General features: G+C 44.5%; 11 protein-coding genes. 9 read left to right on the top strand and 2 right to left on the bottom strand.

The window, feature by feature from the left end; all coding sequences use genetic code 11:
- The first annotated feature begins 13 nt into the window (after nt 1–13).
- The gene (locus tag QUA57_RS05165) at nt 14–1018 is read left to right on the top strand and encodes a glycosyltransferase family 2 protein (protein WP_333059868.1); all 1005 of its coding nucleotides are present in this window, start codon (nt 14–16) and stop codon (nt 1016–1018) included.
- 133 nt (nt 1019–1151) lie between these two features.
- On the opposite strand, the gene QUA57_RS05160 is transcribed toward QUA57_RS05165, so the two are convergent.
- A complete protein-coding gene (locus tag QUA57_RS05160; protein WP_333059866.1) occupies nt 1152–2324 on the bottom strand; it encodes an IscS subfamily cysteine desulfurase in 1173 nt (390 codons plus the stop codon).
- A 96-nt stretch (nt 2325–2420) separates the two neighbouring features.
- Here QUA57_RS05160 and QUA57_RS05155 point away from each other — a divergent pair, with 96 nt between their 5' ends.
- The 7 genes from QUA57_RS05155 (at nt 2421) to QUA57_RS05125 (ending at nt 13131) form a co-directional block, all read left to right on the top strand.
- Nucleotides 2421–3092 (top strand): hypothetical protein, encoded by a 672-nt coding sequence (locus tag QUA57_RS05155; protein ID WP_333059864.1) that lies wholly within the window; start codon nt 2421–2423, stop codon nt 3090–3092.
- A 189-nt stretch (nt 3093–3281) separates the two neighbouring features.
- Nucleotides 3282–4604: a four-carbon acid sugar kinase family protein gene (locus tag QUA57_RS05150; RefSeq protein WP_333059863.1), complete on the top strand. Its 1323-nt coding sequence runs from the start codon at nt 3282–3284 to the stop codon at nt 4602–4604.
- A gap of 426 nt (nt 4605–5030) precedes the next feature.
- The gene (gene ldpA, locus QUA57_RS05145; protein WP_333059861.1) at nt 5031–6182 is read left to right on the top strand and encodes a circadian clock protein LdpA; all 1152 of its coding nucleotides are present in this window, start codon (nt 5031–5033) and stop codon (nt 6180–6182) included.
- A gap of 122 nt (nt 6183–6304) precedes the next feature.
- On the top strand, nt 6305–8071 hold the full coding sequence (locus QUA57_RS05140) for a R3H domain-containing nucleic acid-binding protein (protein ID WP_333059859.1): 1767 nt from the start codon (nt 6305–6307) through the stop codon (nt 8069–8071).
- 389 nt (nt 8072–8460) lie between these two features.
- Entirely contained in the window at nt 8461–10137 is a 1677-nt protein-coding gene (locus tag QUA57_RS05135) for a CheR family methyltransferase (protein WP_333059857.1), read from the top strand.
- 3 nt (nt 10138–10140) lie between these two features.
- Nucleotides 10141–11268, top strand: coding sequence for a chemotaxis protein CheW (locus QUA57_RS05130; RefSeq protein WP_333059856.1), 1128 nt, complete (start codon nt 10141–10143; stop codon nt 11266–11268).
- 402 nt (nt 11269–11670) lie between these two features.
- Nucleotides 11671–13131, top strand: a complete 1461-nt coding sequence (locus tag QUA57_RS05125; protein ID WP_333059855.1) for a methyl-accepting chemotaxis protein — start codon at nt 11671–11673, stop codon at nt 13129–13131.
- A 181-nt stretch (nt 13132–13312) separates the two neighbouring features.
- Here QUA57_RS05125 and QUA57_RS05120 read toward each other — a convergent pair whose 3' ends face one another.
- Nucleotides 13313–13465: a hypothetical protein gene (locus QUA57_RS05120; protein WP_333059853.1), complete on the bottom strand. Its 153-nt coding sequence runs from the start codon at nt 13463–13465 to the stop codon at nt 13313–13315.
- A gap of 241 nt (nt 13466–13706) precedes the next feature.
- On the opposite strand from QUA57_RS05120, the gene QUA57_RS05115 reads away from it, so the two are divergent.
- The gene (locus QUA57_RS05115; protein WP_333059851.1) at nt 13707–15416 is read left to right on the top strand and encodes a methyl-accepting chemotaxis protein; all 1710 of its coding nucleotides are present in this window, start codon (nt 13707–13709) and stop codon (nt 15414–15416) included.
- Nucleotides 15417–15491 lie beyond the last annotated feature (75 nt).

Genomic DNA, 15491 nt, shown 5'->3' with positions numbered 1-15491 from the left:
ATCGAATAAAAAAATGGACGCTGCATTATTTTTGGAAAAATTGGCTGCACAGCAGGCTGGCGCTGAAGTTGTTCTCGACGTTTCAGTGGTGGTGCCGGTGTATAATGAGGTGGAAAGTTTGCCTCATTTGATTGAGGCGATCGCCTCTTCTATCCAACCATCTGGACTCAGCTATCAAATTATTTGTGTAGATGACGGTTCTAAGGACGGTTCTGGTGAACTTCTCCAGCAGTTAGCCAGCACTCGCGATGACCTTTGTGCTGTAATTTTGCGCCGCAATTACGGGCAAACTGCTGCCATGTCGGCAGGTTTCGATCGCGCTCGCGGTCGTGCTATTGTTACCCTAGACGGCGATTTGCAAAATGACCCGGCTGATATTCCGCTATTGTTGGCAAAATTAGATGAAGGCTACGATTTAGTTAGCGGCTGGCGGAAAAATAGGCAGGATAATACTATTAGTCGGTTGATTCCTTCTAAAATTGCCAACTGGTTAATTGGTCGCGTTACAGGCGTGACTTTGCACGACTACGGCTGTTCTTTGAAAGCTTATAAATCCGAGCTGGTAGCAGACTTGAATTTGTACGGCGAATTGCACCGCTTTTTGCCTGCTTTGGCGTTTATTGAAGGGGCGAGAATTGCAGAACTGCCTGTGCGACACCACGCCCGCCGTTTCGGTCAAAGTAAGTACGGAATTTGGCGGACTTTTCGCGTGTTGATGGATTTGTTAACTATTTCTTTTATGAAAAAGTTCCTGACTCGACCGATGCACGTTTTTGGACTTTTGGGACTGAGTTCTATGACGTTAGGAACGATTTTAGGAATTTATTTGACAGTCTTAAAATTGGGTTTTGGTCAAATTATTGGAAATCGTCCTTTGCTGATTTTGGCTGTGGTTTTGCTGTTGACTGGCGTGCAGTTATTTTGTTTTGGTTTGCTGGCGGAAGTGATGATGCGAACCTATCACGAGTCGCAGGGAAAACCGATTTATCGGGTGCGCGAGGTGTTTGGTTCTAAGTAAGGGGTTGATACCAATTGTACTCCTTGATAAAAAGAGGAAAAGTTTTGAGTTTTAAGTTAAATCATTTAAAACTCAAAACTCAAAACTACTTCCTAATCTTCAATTCTCCCATCTAAAATCTAAAATCTAAAATCTAAAATTGATTGACTTTTTGAGCTTGTCGGAGAGATTGAATAGTTGCGATCGCGTGTTCGGCGACTGCATCTATTTCTGCTTCGGTATTGAACCGGCCAATACCAAACCGAATTGAAGCATAAGCTAATTTGTCCGATCGCCCGATCGCTGCTAAAACATGAGAGGGAGATATTTTTGCGGAAGTGCAAGCAGATCCCGAAGAAACTGCCGCCGCCGGTTGCAAACCCAACATCAACGCTTGACCGTCAACCCCGGCTACACTAATATTGAGATTCCCCGGCAATCTCTTAGTAGCGTGACCGTTGAGAAAAACATCGCCCAATTCACTCAATTTTTCCCACAAACGCTGCCGCAAATTAACCACTCGTTCTGTTTCCGACGGCATTTCTGCAATTGCCAATTCTACTGCTTTGGCAAACCCGACTATTTGCGGTGGGTAGAGAGTGCCCGATCGCATTCCCCGTTCGTGCCCTCCTCCGTGCATTTGTGGCGCTAGCTGCACTCTCGGTTTGTTGCGGCGCACGTAGAGAGCACCGATCCCTTTTGGCCCGTAAATTTTGTGGGCTGTCAAGGACATTAGATCGATATTCATCTCCTCTACGTCGAGGGGAATTTTGCCGATCGCCTGTGCCGCATCTGTGTGAAAAAGAATGTCATTTCCGCGACAAATTGCAGCAATTTCTGCGATCGGCTGGATGACGCCTATTTCGTTGTTAGCCGTCATCACTGAAACTAAAATTGTCTCAGCCCGAATCGCTTTGATCAAATCGCCTATATCAATCAGCCCGTCGCTTTTCACCGGTAAAACAGTAATGTCAAACCCCAATTTTTGCAAATAGGTACAGGGGTCAAGAATTGCATTGTGTTCGGTTTTTACTGTAATAATGTGCTTTCCTTTACTGAAATAAGCTTCAGCGATGCCTTTAATCGCTAAGTTATTTGCTTCGCTGGCGCCGCTGGTAAAAACAATTTCTTCAGGAGAAGCATTGATCGCTTCTGCTATGATTTGTCGTGACTGTTTTACCGCTGCTTCTGCTTCCCAGCCGTAGACGTGGTTGATACTGGCTGCGTTGCCGAATTGTTCGGTGAAATACGGCAGCATCGCATCAAGTACCCGTGGATCTACGGGGGTTGTGGCGTGATTGTCGAGGTATATAGGACGTGCGGACATAGTGCAGTTTTGGGTGAAAAAAGTGTTAGGTTTATTGTAGACGAGCTCTTTGTTCTACTACAAAACTTTATAATTAACATATATTTGTAAAGATTTATGCGAGCTGACATTCAGGGATTAGAAATTACTCTCGGTGAGCTCAAGCACCTCACCGGCGCGGGGCCCGATCGCGTATACCGGCCGGCGACAGCGACTAAGTTTGCCCGCGAAGCTTTGAAAACACTCGGTTTAATTGTTTTGGTTCTAATCAGTTGTTGGCTGCTAGTTGCGATATTTCCTAGGGCGTATGTGTGGTGGTTCGTCCTTCACTTCGCTGCGATAGTTGGTTTAATCTTGGAGGATGCCTGGAAAATTTGGTGCAGTCGGCAAAACCAACATTTAATCAATCTTTTTGATGATGTCGATCGCTATAATGGTATAATCAAAGCGATTGAAATTAATGACAAGATAGAAGATGCTGGCAATGCGGAAGTCAAAATCGGCGATCGCGCAAAAGTTATTCAAGCTTTGCAGCTAATTAGAGACGATTTAGTTAGAGCTTTGAAAACTGAAAGAATTCTTAGGGAAAACAAAAAATTTGTCGCTACTAACTCTGAATTGTTTGCCAATAACTTAAAAAATTTGAATGCCCTGCAAATTAGCGATCGAGCCAGCGAACAAGGACGATTGCTCAACGAAGCTTTGCAGGTAGCCGTGGGAGTTCAAGCAGAAATGAAAAAGTTGCAAGAACGAAACGCTGCTAATTTTAAAAATGGCAAAACTTACTAGCGTACACTGCTGCGTGCGCCTCTTCCCCCGTAGCAATATGCAGCTTACTGAACCGATATAACTCAAACACATTCTCCAAATTATAAGTTATGAGAATGGTGAAAAAAATATCATAACTATTGTAAATTTTTTCCTGTTACGTAACAGGTAACGATATCTTGGAAAGGTGACGTTAACAACCAGGTCAGTATGTCTTCTGTTAAACCCAAGATTATAGTTCTCGACGACGATCCGACTGGTTCTCAAACCGTGCACAGTTGCTTGCTGCTGACACGTTGGGACGAAGACACCCTGCGTTTGGGGCTGCGGGACAAGTGCCCGATTTTCTTCATACTGACAAATACTCGATCGCTAACTCCCGAAAAAGCAGCCTCCGTCACCCGCGAAGTGTGCCAAAATCTAAAAAGGGCGATCGCCAGCGAAGAAATCCAAGACTTCCTAATAGTTAGCCGTTCCGATTCTACCCTGCGCGGCCACTATCCCATCGAAACCGACGCGATCGCCGAAGAACTTGGCCCCTTCGACGCCCATTTTCTAATTCCCGCCTTTTTTGAAGGAGGCAGAATTACCCGCCACAGCGTGCATTACCTAATGGTTAACAGCGTCGCAACGCCTGTTCACCAAACCGAATTTGCCAAAGATTCAGTCTTCGGCTACAGTCACAGTTACCTGCCAGACTACGTAGAAGAAAAAACCAAAGGTCGTATCAAAGCTGATGCAGTCGATCGCATTTTACTCGCAGACATTCGCTACGGAAGTTTAGATCGACTGATGGAGATGGAAGACAACCAATGTGCAGTTGTTGACGGCGAAAGCCAAGGCGATTTAGACACATTTGCCAAACACATTCTCGCGGCAGCCAGTCAAGGCAAAAAGTTTTTATTCCGCAGCGGGGCGAGTATTTTAACGTCCTTAGCTGACCTCGGCCCGCAGCCAGTAGCAGCCGACGAAATGGCAAAATACGTCAGGGATGGCAAACCGGGTGCAGTAATAGTTGGTTCCCACGTTAAGAAAACTACTGAACAATTGGAGCGCTTGTTAAAAGAACCCAATATAGTTAGCATTGAAATAGATGTATCTCACTTGTTAGAAGATTCACCAGAGTATCGCACCCAAATGCTCGATGAAACTCTCGAAAAAGTCCGCACTTCTCATGCTGATGGCAAAACGCCTGTAATTTATACCAGCCGCAAGGAACTCGAATTTGACAATGCAGAAATTAGGTTAAAATTTGGAGAGGCGGTTTCTGCTTTACTGATGGATATCGTGCGGGGGCTGCCTGCCGATATCGGGTTTTTGATTAGCAAGGGCGGCATTACTTCTAATGATGTTTTGAGTACAGGTTTGTCGCTGAAAAGTGTCAGGCAAATCGGTCAAATTATTGCCGGTTGTTCGGTGGTGAAAACCGATGCAGATCATCCTCTGTTTCCCAATTTACCAGTGGTTTTATTTCCGGGAAATGTGGGGGATAGCCATGCTTTGGCTACGGTTTACAAGCGGCTGAGCAAGTAGTATAGCTCGACCAATCGCAGATTAACCCAGATGAATTTAGCTTCGAGTCAGGGAGGAGAATGTTCATCTGCGGTTGGTCGATGGGTTTCAATGCTCGATCGAACTTTATAACTACTGCCACTCCACGGTCACTTCAAAAAAAATCTTTAGTTGACTTTTTTCTTGCCTAATCTACCCAAGTATGATAGGATAGAGAGTCTGTCCGTAACTAAAGCCGAGCGGCAAAGTTGAAAATCGCGTCACCGTTAGGCACTCTCAAAAAAATTAGATTTCTCAAAAATAGTTACCTCCGAACTCTACATATAGGGCCAACAGCACCAGAGCTACTCCTATCAGTAGCGTTTCCAGCTCGTATCAGCCTGAATTTTAAAATTAAGTAGAAATTTCCACATAGTAATTTTCAGCTCAAAGGATTAGCATATAAGGGTGACAGAACATTATCATCCCCTAAACTCATTAAAAGATGGCCATTGGTTCAAGCTGATCTGTGGGGCGAGCTTTCAACACCTGCCTGCTGTACGGAATCTCACTTTGGCTTACACCTTAGCAGGCGCTGACTGTATCGATGTCGCGGCCGATCCCGCCGCCGTCGCTGCAGCGAAAGAAGCCCTACAAGTGGCCAGCGAATTACAGGCAAGAACTCAAAACCGCAGGTTTGGCGGCAAAGGGTTGCCGTTGCTGATGGTGAGTTTAAATGATGGGGAAGACCCGCATTTTCGCAAAGCCGAATTCAACCCAGCCGATTGTCCGGCGGACTGCTGGCGGCCGTGCGAAAAAATATGTCCAGCCGAAGCAATAGTTTTTCAGAGTGCTGGCAGTGGTTTTTCCGGGGTGATAGACCAGCAATGCTATGGCTGCGGTCGCTGTCTGCCGATTTGTCCGAGCCAACTAATTTATACTCGTTCTTACGTGTCTGCTCCCGCCGCGATCGCACCTTTAATCTTGCAATCCGGTGCGGACGCCCTAGAAATCCACACGCAAGTAGGCAGAGAGGCAGATTTTGGGCGACTTTGGTCGAGTATAGCTCCCTGGGTCGGTCAACTCAAGGTAATAGCAATTAGTTGCCCCGATGGAGACGGTTTGATTGATTATTTGCGGACACTGTATCAAATAATTTCCCCCCTTCCTTGTCCCCTAATTTGGCAAACGGACGGTAGGCCAATGAGCGGGGATATCGGAACAGGAACGACTAGAGCCGCGGTCAAACTCGGTCAAAAAGTTTTGGCTGCCCAGTTGCCGGGATACGTGCAACTTGCAGGCGGCACTAATGCTCACACTGTCAGCAAGTTGAGAGCCGAGGGACTGATGAAGGATGGCGGGAAAAATTTGTCAGATCCCCCTGTCCCATACATTGCAGGTGTAGCTTACGGCAGCTATGCCAGGGTTTTGCTATCGCCAATTTTAGAACAGTTAGAAACAATGCAGACCGATCGAGCCTATGCCGTTCCGGTGGCAGTCGCGCGGCCAGGAGCCGGAGTTCCAACATCTCGGCTACCTCAGCTCGAAGCCGTCCCAGAACTTCTCTCACAGGCCGTGAGTTTAGCTCGTTCTCTAGTTTCCCCGCTCAAAGAATTTTAGTCAGTAGTCAGTAGTCAGTAGTCATTAGTCATTAGTTACAAGTAAAAAACAACTGGCAACTGACAACTGTTAACTGACAACTGACTAAAAAGTTGAAAACGTCACCGAACACATCGAGGCGAATGCAGATTACAGACGACCTCAACAGATTATTAGACATCGTGCCAGATGAGATCCGGCAGCCCTTAGAGCAGCACCCGCAGCGCAACAATCTCATTGAGATTGTCATGGATTTGGGCCGCCAACCTGAAGCTCGTTTTCCATCCTTGGCCGAACCTCTTTCCCAAACGCCAGTTTCCAAGGCACACCTCAACTATTGCATCGAGCGAGTCGGCCACTTCGGCGGCGACAACCGAGCCGGTATCGAGCAAACCCTGCACCGAATTAGCGCCCTTCGCAACCGCAGCGGCGAGATTATCGGCTTGACTTTGAGGGTGGGCCGCGCTGTGTTCGGGACGATCGGCATTATCCGCGATTTAGTGGAAACCGGTCAGTCAATTTTGATGCTCGGCCGCCCCGGTGTTGGCAAAACCACGGCCCTGCGGGAAATTGCCCGCGTGCTCGCCGATGACTTGGAAAAACGGGTGGTAATCATCGACACCTCCAACGAAATTGCCGGAGATGGAGATATTCCCCACCCAGCGATCGGCAGAGCTCGCAGAATGCAAGTTTCCCGTCCCGAACTCCAGCACCAAGTCATGATCGAAGCAGTGGAAAACCATATGCCGCAAGTCATCGTGATTGACGAAATCGGTACGGAACTCGAAGCTTTGGCGGCTCGGACGATCGCCGAAAGGGGCGTGCAGTTGGTCGGTACCGCCCACGGGAACCGGATCGAAAACTTGATGAAAAATCCAACTCTGGCAGATTTAATTGGGGGCATCCAAGCGGTGACGCTGGGAGATGACGAAGCAAGACGGCGCGGTTCTCAAAAGACGGTTTTGGAGCGCAAAGCACCGCCAACTTTTGAAATTGCCATCGAAATGCTCGAACGCGAGCGCTGGGTAATACACGAGCGAGTTGCAGAGGCGATCGACACTCTGCTGCGGGGACGCGAACCGCACCAGCAAATCAGAAGCGTCAGCGAGACTGGAGAAATAATTATCGAGCAGGAGTCGGCAACTCCCCCCGCCCGGTTTCCGGGGATGGCAGCTTCCAGCGGCCCGGCTGCGGTATCGGCAATCCGGCCCGTCACACCGATCTCAGGGTGGCGGAGTGCTGGCAAAATGGTGCCGATGCCCGCTCCCAGCGAGAACTTCGCTGCTAAAAGCGCGCCGGTTTCTGAGACTCGGTATTTCGAGCAACTGCTGGAAGAATCCCTGTCCGTCGAGCCGGTACCTAAGCCCGGACGTTTTTCCCAGAATCTCGGCCCTAACGGCGAAGATTTGCCCCTCCACGTTTATCCTTACGGCATAGCTCGCCACCAGCTCGAACAGGTGATTTCGACGCTGAACCTGCCGGTGCTGCTGACAAAGGATATTGAGAGCGCTGACGTGGTTTTGGCTTTGCGATCGAACGTTCGGAACCAGTCGAAATTGAGGCACTTGGCCAAAACTCGCCAAGTTCCCCTGCACACAATTAAGGCCGGCACTATTCCCCACGTAGCGAGAGCTTTGCGGCGGCTGTTGGACATGGATGACCCCGGTACCCCGGAAGTGGCAGACCTCGCCTTATTCGCCCGCAGCGGTTCTTCTGACGAGCTCGAAGCTCTGGAAGAAACGCGCTTAGCAGTCGAGCAAATTGTCATTCCGAAGGGACAGCCGGTGGAACTCCTGCCCCGTTCTCCCAACGTCCGCAAAATGCAGCACGAACTTGTGGAACACTATCACCTGAAATCCCACAGTTTTGGGGAAGAACCTAATCGCCGCCTGCGGATATATCCAGCTTAAAGTGGGAGATTAGTGCCTTTGAAGGCAGAAGGTGGAAGGCAGAAGGGATAATTTTTTCCTGGCTTCTGTCTTTTACCTTTTGCCTTTTTCCTTTAAGTAGCTGGCAAGTTTCTGATATGATGTGGTGTAACACTGTTCTTGTTAAGGCGATCGGCTAAATGCCCGATTTCTAATTCCAAATTCCCCAATTCCCAATTCCCAATACTTCTACTACACGAGCTTACAAGTTCTCCAATTTCCAATAGTTCAGCTACGCACTTCCCTTCTGCTCCCTGCTGCTTTGCGAACCGACGAGCCGCAGGCTAGCAGCTATGCTCAGCCCAAACTCAGCAACAGCTCAGTAAAAGTTGCCACTTCCCAAATTATTAAATGAATCTACCTCAGTTGACATGAATGATTCCATAATTCAGCTATTTATCAACTTAATTACTACTGAGATGGGTGTGCGAATTAGGTCTCAAGATCGAGCGGGTTTGTCTCATAAAATCATGACTCGGATGAGAGAACAAAAAATTGCAGAACCAGAAAAATATTATAAACTTTTAACCGCCAAAACTTTTGAAAGTAAAAATGAATGGGCAAAATTAGTATTGCTATTAACAACAACTGAAAGTTATTTTATGCGAGATAAAGGACAGTTTGCTCTGTTAAACAGAGTAATTTTTCCTGAATTGATAGAGCAGAAAAGAAACTTGCACAAAACCTTGGGAATGCAGCCGACACTGCGAATCTGGAGTGCGGGCTGCTCCACCGGTGAAGAACCTTATTCTTTAGCTATTGTTTTAAAACAATTGATTCCTGATTGGGAGCAATGGAAAATATTAATTTTAGGTACAGATATCAATGAAAAAGTAATCAAAAAAGCGCCCCGAGGAGTTTACAGTCATTGGTCGTTTCGCTTGGTTGAACCGCAGATACAAATGCAGTATTTTCATCAGAGGCAAAATGATTGGGAAATTAATCTAGAATTGCGCGCAAGTGTCAATTTTAGTTGTGTAAATTTAATCACAGATGACTTTCCTAATATTTACCAAAATCTTTATAACATAGACTTAATTTTGTGTAGAAACGTTTTTGTGTATTTTGAACATAAGTATATTTCACTGGTACTGAAAAAATTTTCCAACACCCTGAGACCTGGAGGGTATTTAATGACCGGTCACGCTGAAGTTTATGGTCAAATTATGAACGAGTTTGAACCCAAGATTTTCCCGGAGTCCGTGGTGTATCAGCGTCGGGATGCAGTACCGGAGGAAGGCTGTCAAATAGAGTCTAGGGTTGCGACGGTAGAGGAAGCCAACTCGGCATTTCGGGAATTGCCGAAAGCAGATACTATGGGCGATGATAGTGGTGAGTTGCTAACAGGGGAAACTATGCCACCTCGTTTTACTACTAACAGCAATTTTCCAGAGATAGAGATGCCGCCCGTATTAAAAATAAGTAATCCGCTGGGGAATATGCTGCCCTCTCGCTATCTGAAGGACGGCTTGCCGAACAATGCCGTGTCAGTTACAGAAAAAATACTAGCAGAAAATACTCAAAATCAAACGCCTCAAATGCTAATTTTAGAGGCTAAAAAATTATTTAAAAATCAAGATTATGCTGAGGCCATCAACAAGGCACAAGAGGCAATAGACTTGCAGGGGCCTAATTTTGATGCTTATTTTTTAATCGCTCAAGTTCAGGCAAACGCGGGCAATTATTCTCAGGCAATAGAATACTGTAATCGAGCTAGAAAAGTAGAGCCTGGATCAGTATATACTGATTATTTACAAGCTCAAATTGCTGAAGAACAGGGACAATTGGAAATAGCAAAAAAATTATTAAAGAGGACTATTTATATGTGTCCCTCTTTTGTTTCAGCTTATATAGAACTAGGGAATATATACAATAAAGAAGGTCAAGTAAAAAGAGCTCTTAAAATGTACAATTCATCTTGTGAAATCCTGAAAGCACTACCGCCCCACACTCCCATAGATTCCCAGGGGAAAATGACAGCTAGTCAAGTGCTGATGAATGTTAAAAAAAAATTGTTAAAATTATACAGTAAAGAAACTGTACACTAAAATATGGAAACTAAACCGTATCTTATCTTTGAACAGAACGGTTTTCTCTGCGGTATAGAAGCCTGCTACGTTCGGGAAATTTTCTTTTTGCCGGAGTTGACAGCAATTGCAGAAGCACCTCAAGATATTGTTGGGGCGATCGACCTTCGGGGCGAAATTCTGCCCGTGATGGATCTGAATCTTCGTTTTGGATACGTTTGGCAAGAGTATTCTGTGACAGATAGTACGATCGTCATAGAGTGGCAAGAATCGAAAGTCGGTATAATTGTCAATCAAGTTCGCGAAGTTAAGGAACTCTCAGAAGAGGCCATCACTCCGCAGCTATCTTACGGGCGAGAGAATTCAGAAGCCTCTCATTATTTTGTAGCTGGACTTGCCCGCAGCGAAGCCGATATTATCATGCTGCTGAATCTCGATCACTTAATTCGATATTCTCCCGAAAAGTCACAGGAAAGCTGGCGTGTTTCTCCAAGCAATGCAGGTAGTGAAGCAGCAGGTGAGGCAGAGACGGAAAATTTACACGGGCAAATAAGTGCAAAATTGTTAGGTAAAACTCCTAAAATTTTGAGCAAGCGTCACGTTTTTTGCCCGCAGGCTACCCCGGAAGAAAAAGCAATTTTTCAATCGCGCGCTAATCATTTGAGGCGGCGAGGCGAGGGGGAAAATGATGCTGCAATTAATATGTCCCTGGCGGTGTTTGTTTTGAATGGCGAATACTTTGGTATTCATTTAGATCTAGTCCGCGAATTTACTGATATCAACCAAGTAACTCCGGTTCCTTGCACTCCCGATCGCATAGTGGGAAATATAAATTTACGGGGAGAAATTGTGACGCTAATTGATATTCGCAGTGTTTTAAATATGTCTTTAAATATGTTAGAGACTGCAAATTATCTCTCTAAGGCGATCGTTGTTGAAGTGGTCGATTTGGTCGCGGGTATAGTTGTTGACGAAATCTTAGATATTATATACTTAAATGTGTCGGAAATTGCTGCTGTTCCGGCAGCACTGCATTCTGCCAACCGCGAATATCTACGGGGGACAGCTATTTACGGAGAAAAAATGATGGCTATTCTGAACTTGCAAAAACTGCTGACAAAAGGGGGAGTAGTTGTTGATGAAGAGGTTTGAATCCAGAACAGGACTTACGCAAAGCATATCTGTCATGAGTCCAGTGAAGCATCTCGCTTGATGCTTCATTTCGTTCGCAATCCCGATCCAACGCAGAGCTCAGAACGGGTAACGAGCGGGACTTAGCATGAGATAATTATCTTGAAATGCGTCCAGGACTAAAGAAGTTAGTTATACCACCATACGGTTAAGTTAAGCTCGATCCCTCCTAGCCCCCCTTCTCAATTGGGGACAAGAACTTACTCAAAGTTCTGGCAACGATGCGGGGGATGCGAGGGGGATCTCTAAGGAATAAATAGTTTTAACCCAAACGTATTGAGTTATACAAAATCTGCTTTTAAAGCAAGATGTGAGTAAGCAATTTAATTCGCGTATGCACGTGCATAAATTAAGGAGAAAAATATGTTTTCTAAGTTAGTAAAATTAAATATTAGAAATAGAATGCTGCTGGCTTATGTAGCGCCCGCAACTATATACTTGGGTTTTCCCGTGCTCGTTTATACAACTACTAATCAGGTGTTAAATAATTTTGCAGAAGTAGAAAGGATCGAAAATGTGCTCAGACACACAAATGATATGTCCGCAGGTGCTGAACAAATGGTACGGGGGATGCGCGGGTATTTAATCAATAAAAATCCGCAGTTTTTAAATGATTTTAAGACTGGTGGAGAATTAGCTCGTGAGTCGGGGAAGAGTGCGGAGTTGAAGATGGAAAACCCTGAACAGAGAATGCGTTTAGAGAAGATGCTAGAGCTATGCAACGAATATTATGACGGTTCTAACGAAATAGTTGCTTTATTACAAAAAAATAATAGAACCGCAGCATTAGCTCTCTTTAACACCGGAAAACAGACACGATTTGTGGATGAATTTGTGGAAGTAAATAAGCAATTTCGCGCAGTAGAAGTAAAAGCGATTAAGCAAGCTACAGAAAAAACGAAGCAATCCTTAGTTTTCTTGATATCGGCATTGGTATTTGGTTCCGTGTTTTTATTGGTGTTAGGTGCGGTTATAGCTTGGCTGATTTCATCAGGAATTGCCCAAACTATCGATCGCGCAATTAGCTCGATCGCCGCTTCTTCCACTGAGATTGCAGCCACCGTCGAAGAACAGGAACGGATGGCAAGTCAGCAAGCAGCTTCAGTAAATCAAACTACTACTACAATGGACGAATTGGGAGCCTCTTCTAGGGCGACATCACAGCAAATAGAAACCGCCGTGGTTCAAGCAATGCAAGCTTTGAATTTAGCTGGAGGTGGCACAAAAGCTGTAGAACAAACTTTAGAAGCAATGGCAACTCTGAAAACTAAAGTTCAGGATATCCAAGGACAAATTATAGAGTTGAGTGAACAAACAGATCACATTGGTAATATCTCAACTGTAGTTAGCGATTTGGCCAATCAAACTAATATGTTAGCACTCAATGCTGCTGTTGAAGCAGTGCGGGCGGGAGAACACGGTAAGGGGTTTGGCGTGGTGGCGTCAGAAATTCGCAAACTTGCCGATCGCAGTAAAAAATCAGGAGCCCAAATTAATCTATTAGTTGCTGATATTCAAAAGGCGATTAACTCAACAGTAATGGTAACAGATGAAGGAACTAAAACAGTGGAGTCTGGCGTGAATATTGCCTCAGAAACCGCAGCGGCATTTGCAGGAGTTGCCAATGCCATTAACAATGTGGTTTTGAGTTCTCAGCAAATTTCGCTGAATGCCAAACAGCAATCGATCGCGATCGAACAGGTAGTGCAAGCTATGAACTCTCTCAATCAAGCCGCAGCCCAAACCGCTTGCGGTATCAGTCAAACTAAAGTCGGTACTCAAAAATTGAATGAAGCAGCCTTAGATTTGAAAGCAGTTTTGTAGGAGATCGATGAATTATAAATAGTTCCCAAAAAATGCGAAAAAAATATATCCTTAAAAATTAAATCAATGGCTGTGGCGATCGGCCTCGCTACAATTCCAGCGATATTAACGGGAGTAATAACTTGTTTCTTGGCCAATCAGAACCTAATTTCAAATCAGCAGTGTAGTTAGTTGTAAGTTATTATTTGGGAGTTGTTATTTTTACTTTACTACCAAAATTCCCAATTACCCATACTTGGGCTAAGCGAGCGTACAATTTCTCAATTCCCAATACTTGGGCTAAGCGAGCGTACAATTTCCCAATTCCCAATACTTGGGCTAAGCGAGCGTACAATTTCCCAATTCCCAATACTTAGACTATGCGAGCGTACAAGTTACCAGTAACCAATTCCCCGTAACCACTGATGAACAAATTTTTCCAAAAAATGCAAAACCGACTGCTCCTCCTCCTAATTTTAAGTACATTGATTCCAGTATCTATTGTTGGTTGGTATGGAATTTCTTCTTCAACAGAAGCATTACAAAATTTAGCATTAATAACCCTTAGTGACAGTGTTGATTCCACCGCAAATCAAATGATTAACAAATTTGAAAATCTGAGAGCTGATATTTTGTTTCTTCGTAAAACTCCCCCAGTCCAGGGAATGATTAGAGCTAGAGAAGGAAATGGAGTAGATAAACAAACTAATTCAACTTATAAAGATTGGGTTTATCGAATGCAACTCACATTTTTATCCCTGATGGAAGCCAAGTCATATTATATGCAATTGCGTTACATAGATAACAGCGGTAAGGAGATCGTGCGCGTAGATTCTGACGGCACAAATATTAAAGTTATTCCAGATTCTCAACTACAAAATAAAGCAGACAGAGATTACTTTATGGCAACTAAGAAGCTAAAATCAGGAGAAGTCTATGTGTCTTCTTTAGAGCTAAATCAGGAAAGGGGGAAAATAGAAATTCCTTACAAGCCAACAATTCGCTACGCAACTCCAATTTTTAATTCCAAAGGAGAAAGACAAGGTATTTTGATTAGCAATGCTCTGGGTAGCACTCTGATCGATAGGGTTAAAAATTTTAATCATGAATTATCAGATCAATCTTTTATCTTAAACCAAGATGGGTATTATCTGGCTCATCCCAATCCTAAAAAAGCATGGGGATTAGAACTAAAAACCAAGGAAAATGTCAAAAATGATTATTCAGCAGGCATTGTTGCTAAAATAATCTCAGGTGGCGAGGGAAATATTGAGAATAGGGATCTAGTGATTAGCTATAATACAGTTTTTCCCAGCCAAAAAAATACCAAGAAATTTTTAGTAGTTGTGGATACTTCACCCAAAAAATTGCTATTCAATTCTATTGACGATCTTCAAAAGATAGCAGCGATTATTGCTATGGTTTCTCTGGCTGTGGTGCTGGGATTTGGATGGTTTTTTCTGCAAAAGATTGTTGCTCTCATTCGGGGGCTGATTTACCAAATCTCGTCATTTTCCCTGGAAATAGAATCTAATATGAGCCGGCAAGAGCAAATAGCAGATAGGCAATTTGTTTCGGTTAATCAAACAACTATAACTCTAGAAAATTTGGGGAGATCTTCTCAGCAAACAGCCGAGCAAGCTGAGTCTGTTGCCATTGCCGCTCGCCAAGCTTTAAATCTAGCCGAAGAAGGCACTAAAAAGGTAGATCTAACTCTCAATCAAATGCTGAATCTTAGAGAAGCTGTGGTGGCAATTTCTCAGCAAAATCATCGACTCGACGACAGCACGAGTCAGATTGGCAATATATCGACTCTCGCAAGTTTGGTTAGCGATTTAGCCAGTCAAACTAATATGCTGGCTCTCAACGCCGCTGTCGAAGCAGTCAGAGCCGGCGAGTACGGTAAAGGTTTTGCGGTGGTAGCAAGCGAAATTCGTAAGTTAGCAGATGAAAGCCAACAAGCAGCACAAAAGATTAATGGTATTATTCCAGAAATTAAGGGCGCGATCGACTCAACGGTGAAAGCAACTGAAGATAGTCGCAAAACGGTTGCAGAAGGGGTAAAAACAGCACAAGATACGGCAGAAGCTTTTACGGGTGTAAGGGAAGCTTGCAATCTGGTGTTTGCTAGCAACCAGCAAATTTCATTTAATGTTAAACAGCAGGCGATCGCGATTCAGCAAGTAGGTGATGCGATGATTTCTATGAAGGAATCAGCGTCTCAAACAGTCAGCGGCATTACTCAAGTAAAAATCGGTACTCAACAACTCACAGAAGCTGCATTTAATCTTAAAGAAGTAGTGTAGTCATGAGTCATTAGTCATAAATTATGAGGCATTAGTTATTAGCAATCGACGGATAATTCAACATAACTATCATTA

The sequence above is a fragment of the Microcoleus sp. Pol7_B2 genome (assembly GCF_036701035.1).
In the GTDB taxonomy this organism is placed as follows: domain Bacteria; phylum Cyanobacteriota; class Cyanobacteriia; order Cyanobacteriales; family Microcoleaceae; genus Microcoleus.
This window is presented reverse-complemented; position numbering and strand designations above follow the sequence as displayed.

Coding starts and splice junctions, on each gene's coding strand:
- QUA57_RS05165 (WP_333059868.1), top strand. CDS start 14: ATGGACGCTGCATTATTTTTGGAAAAATTGGCTGCACAGCAGGCTGGC.
- QUA57_RS05160 (WP_333059866.1), bottom strand. CDS start 2,324: ATGTCCGCACGTCCTATATACCTCGACAATCACGCCACAACCCCCGTA.
- QUA57_RS05155 (WP_333059864.1), top strand. CDS start 2,421: ATGCGAGCTGACATTCAGGGATTAGAAATTACTCTCGGTGAGCTCAAG.
- QUA57_RS05150 (WP_333059863.1), top strand. CDS start 3,282: ATGTCTTCTGTTAAACCCAAGATTATAGTTCTCGACGACGATCCGACT.
- QUA57_RS05140 (WP_333059859.1), top strand. CDS start 6,305: ATGCAGATTACAGACGACCTCAACAGATTATTAGACATCGTGCCAGAT.
- QUA57_RS05135 (WP_333059857.1), top strand. CDS start 8,461: ATGAATGATTCCATAATTCAGCTATTTATCAACTTAATTACTACTGAG.
- QUA57_RS05130 (WP_333059856.1), top strand. CDS start 10,141: ATGGAAACTAAACCGTATCTTATCTTTGAACAGAACGGTTTTCTCTGC.
- QUA57_RS05125 (WP_333059855.1), top strand. CDS start 11,671: ATGTTTTCTAAGTTAGTAAAATTAAATATTAGAAATAGAATGCTGCTG.
- QUA57_RS05115 (WP_333059851.1), top strand. CDS start 13,707: ATGATTAACAAATTTGAAAATCTGAGAGCTGATATTTTGTTTCTTCGT.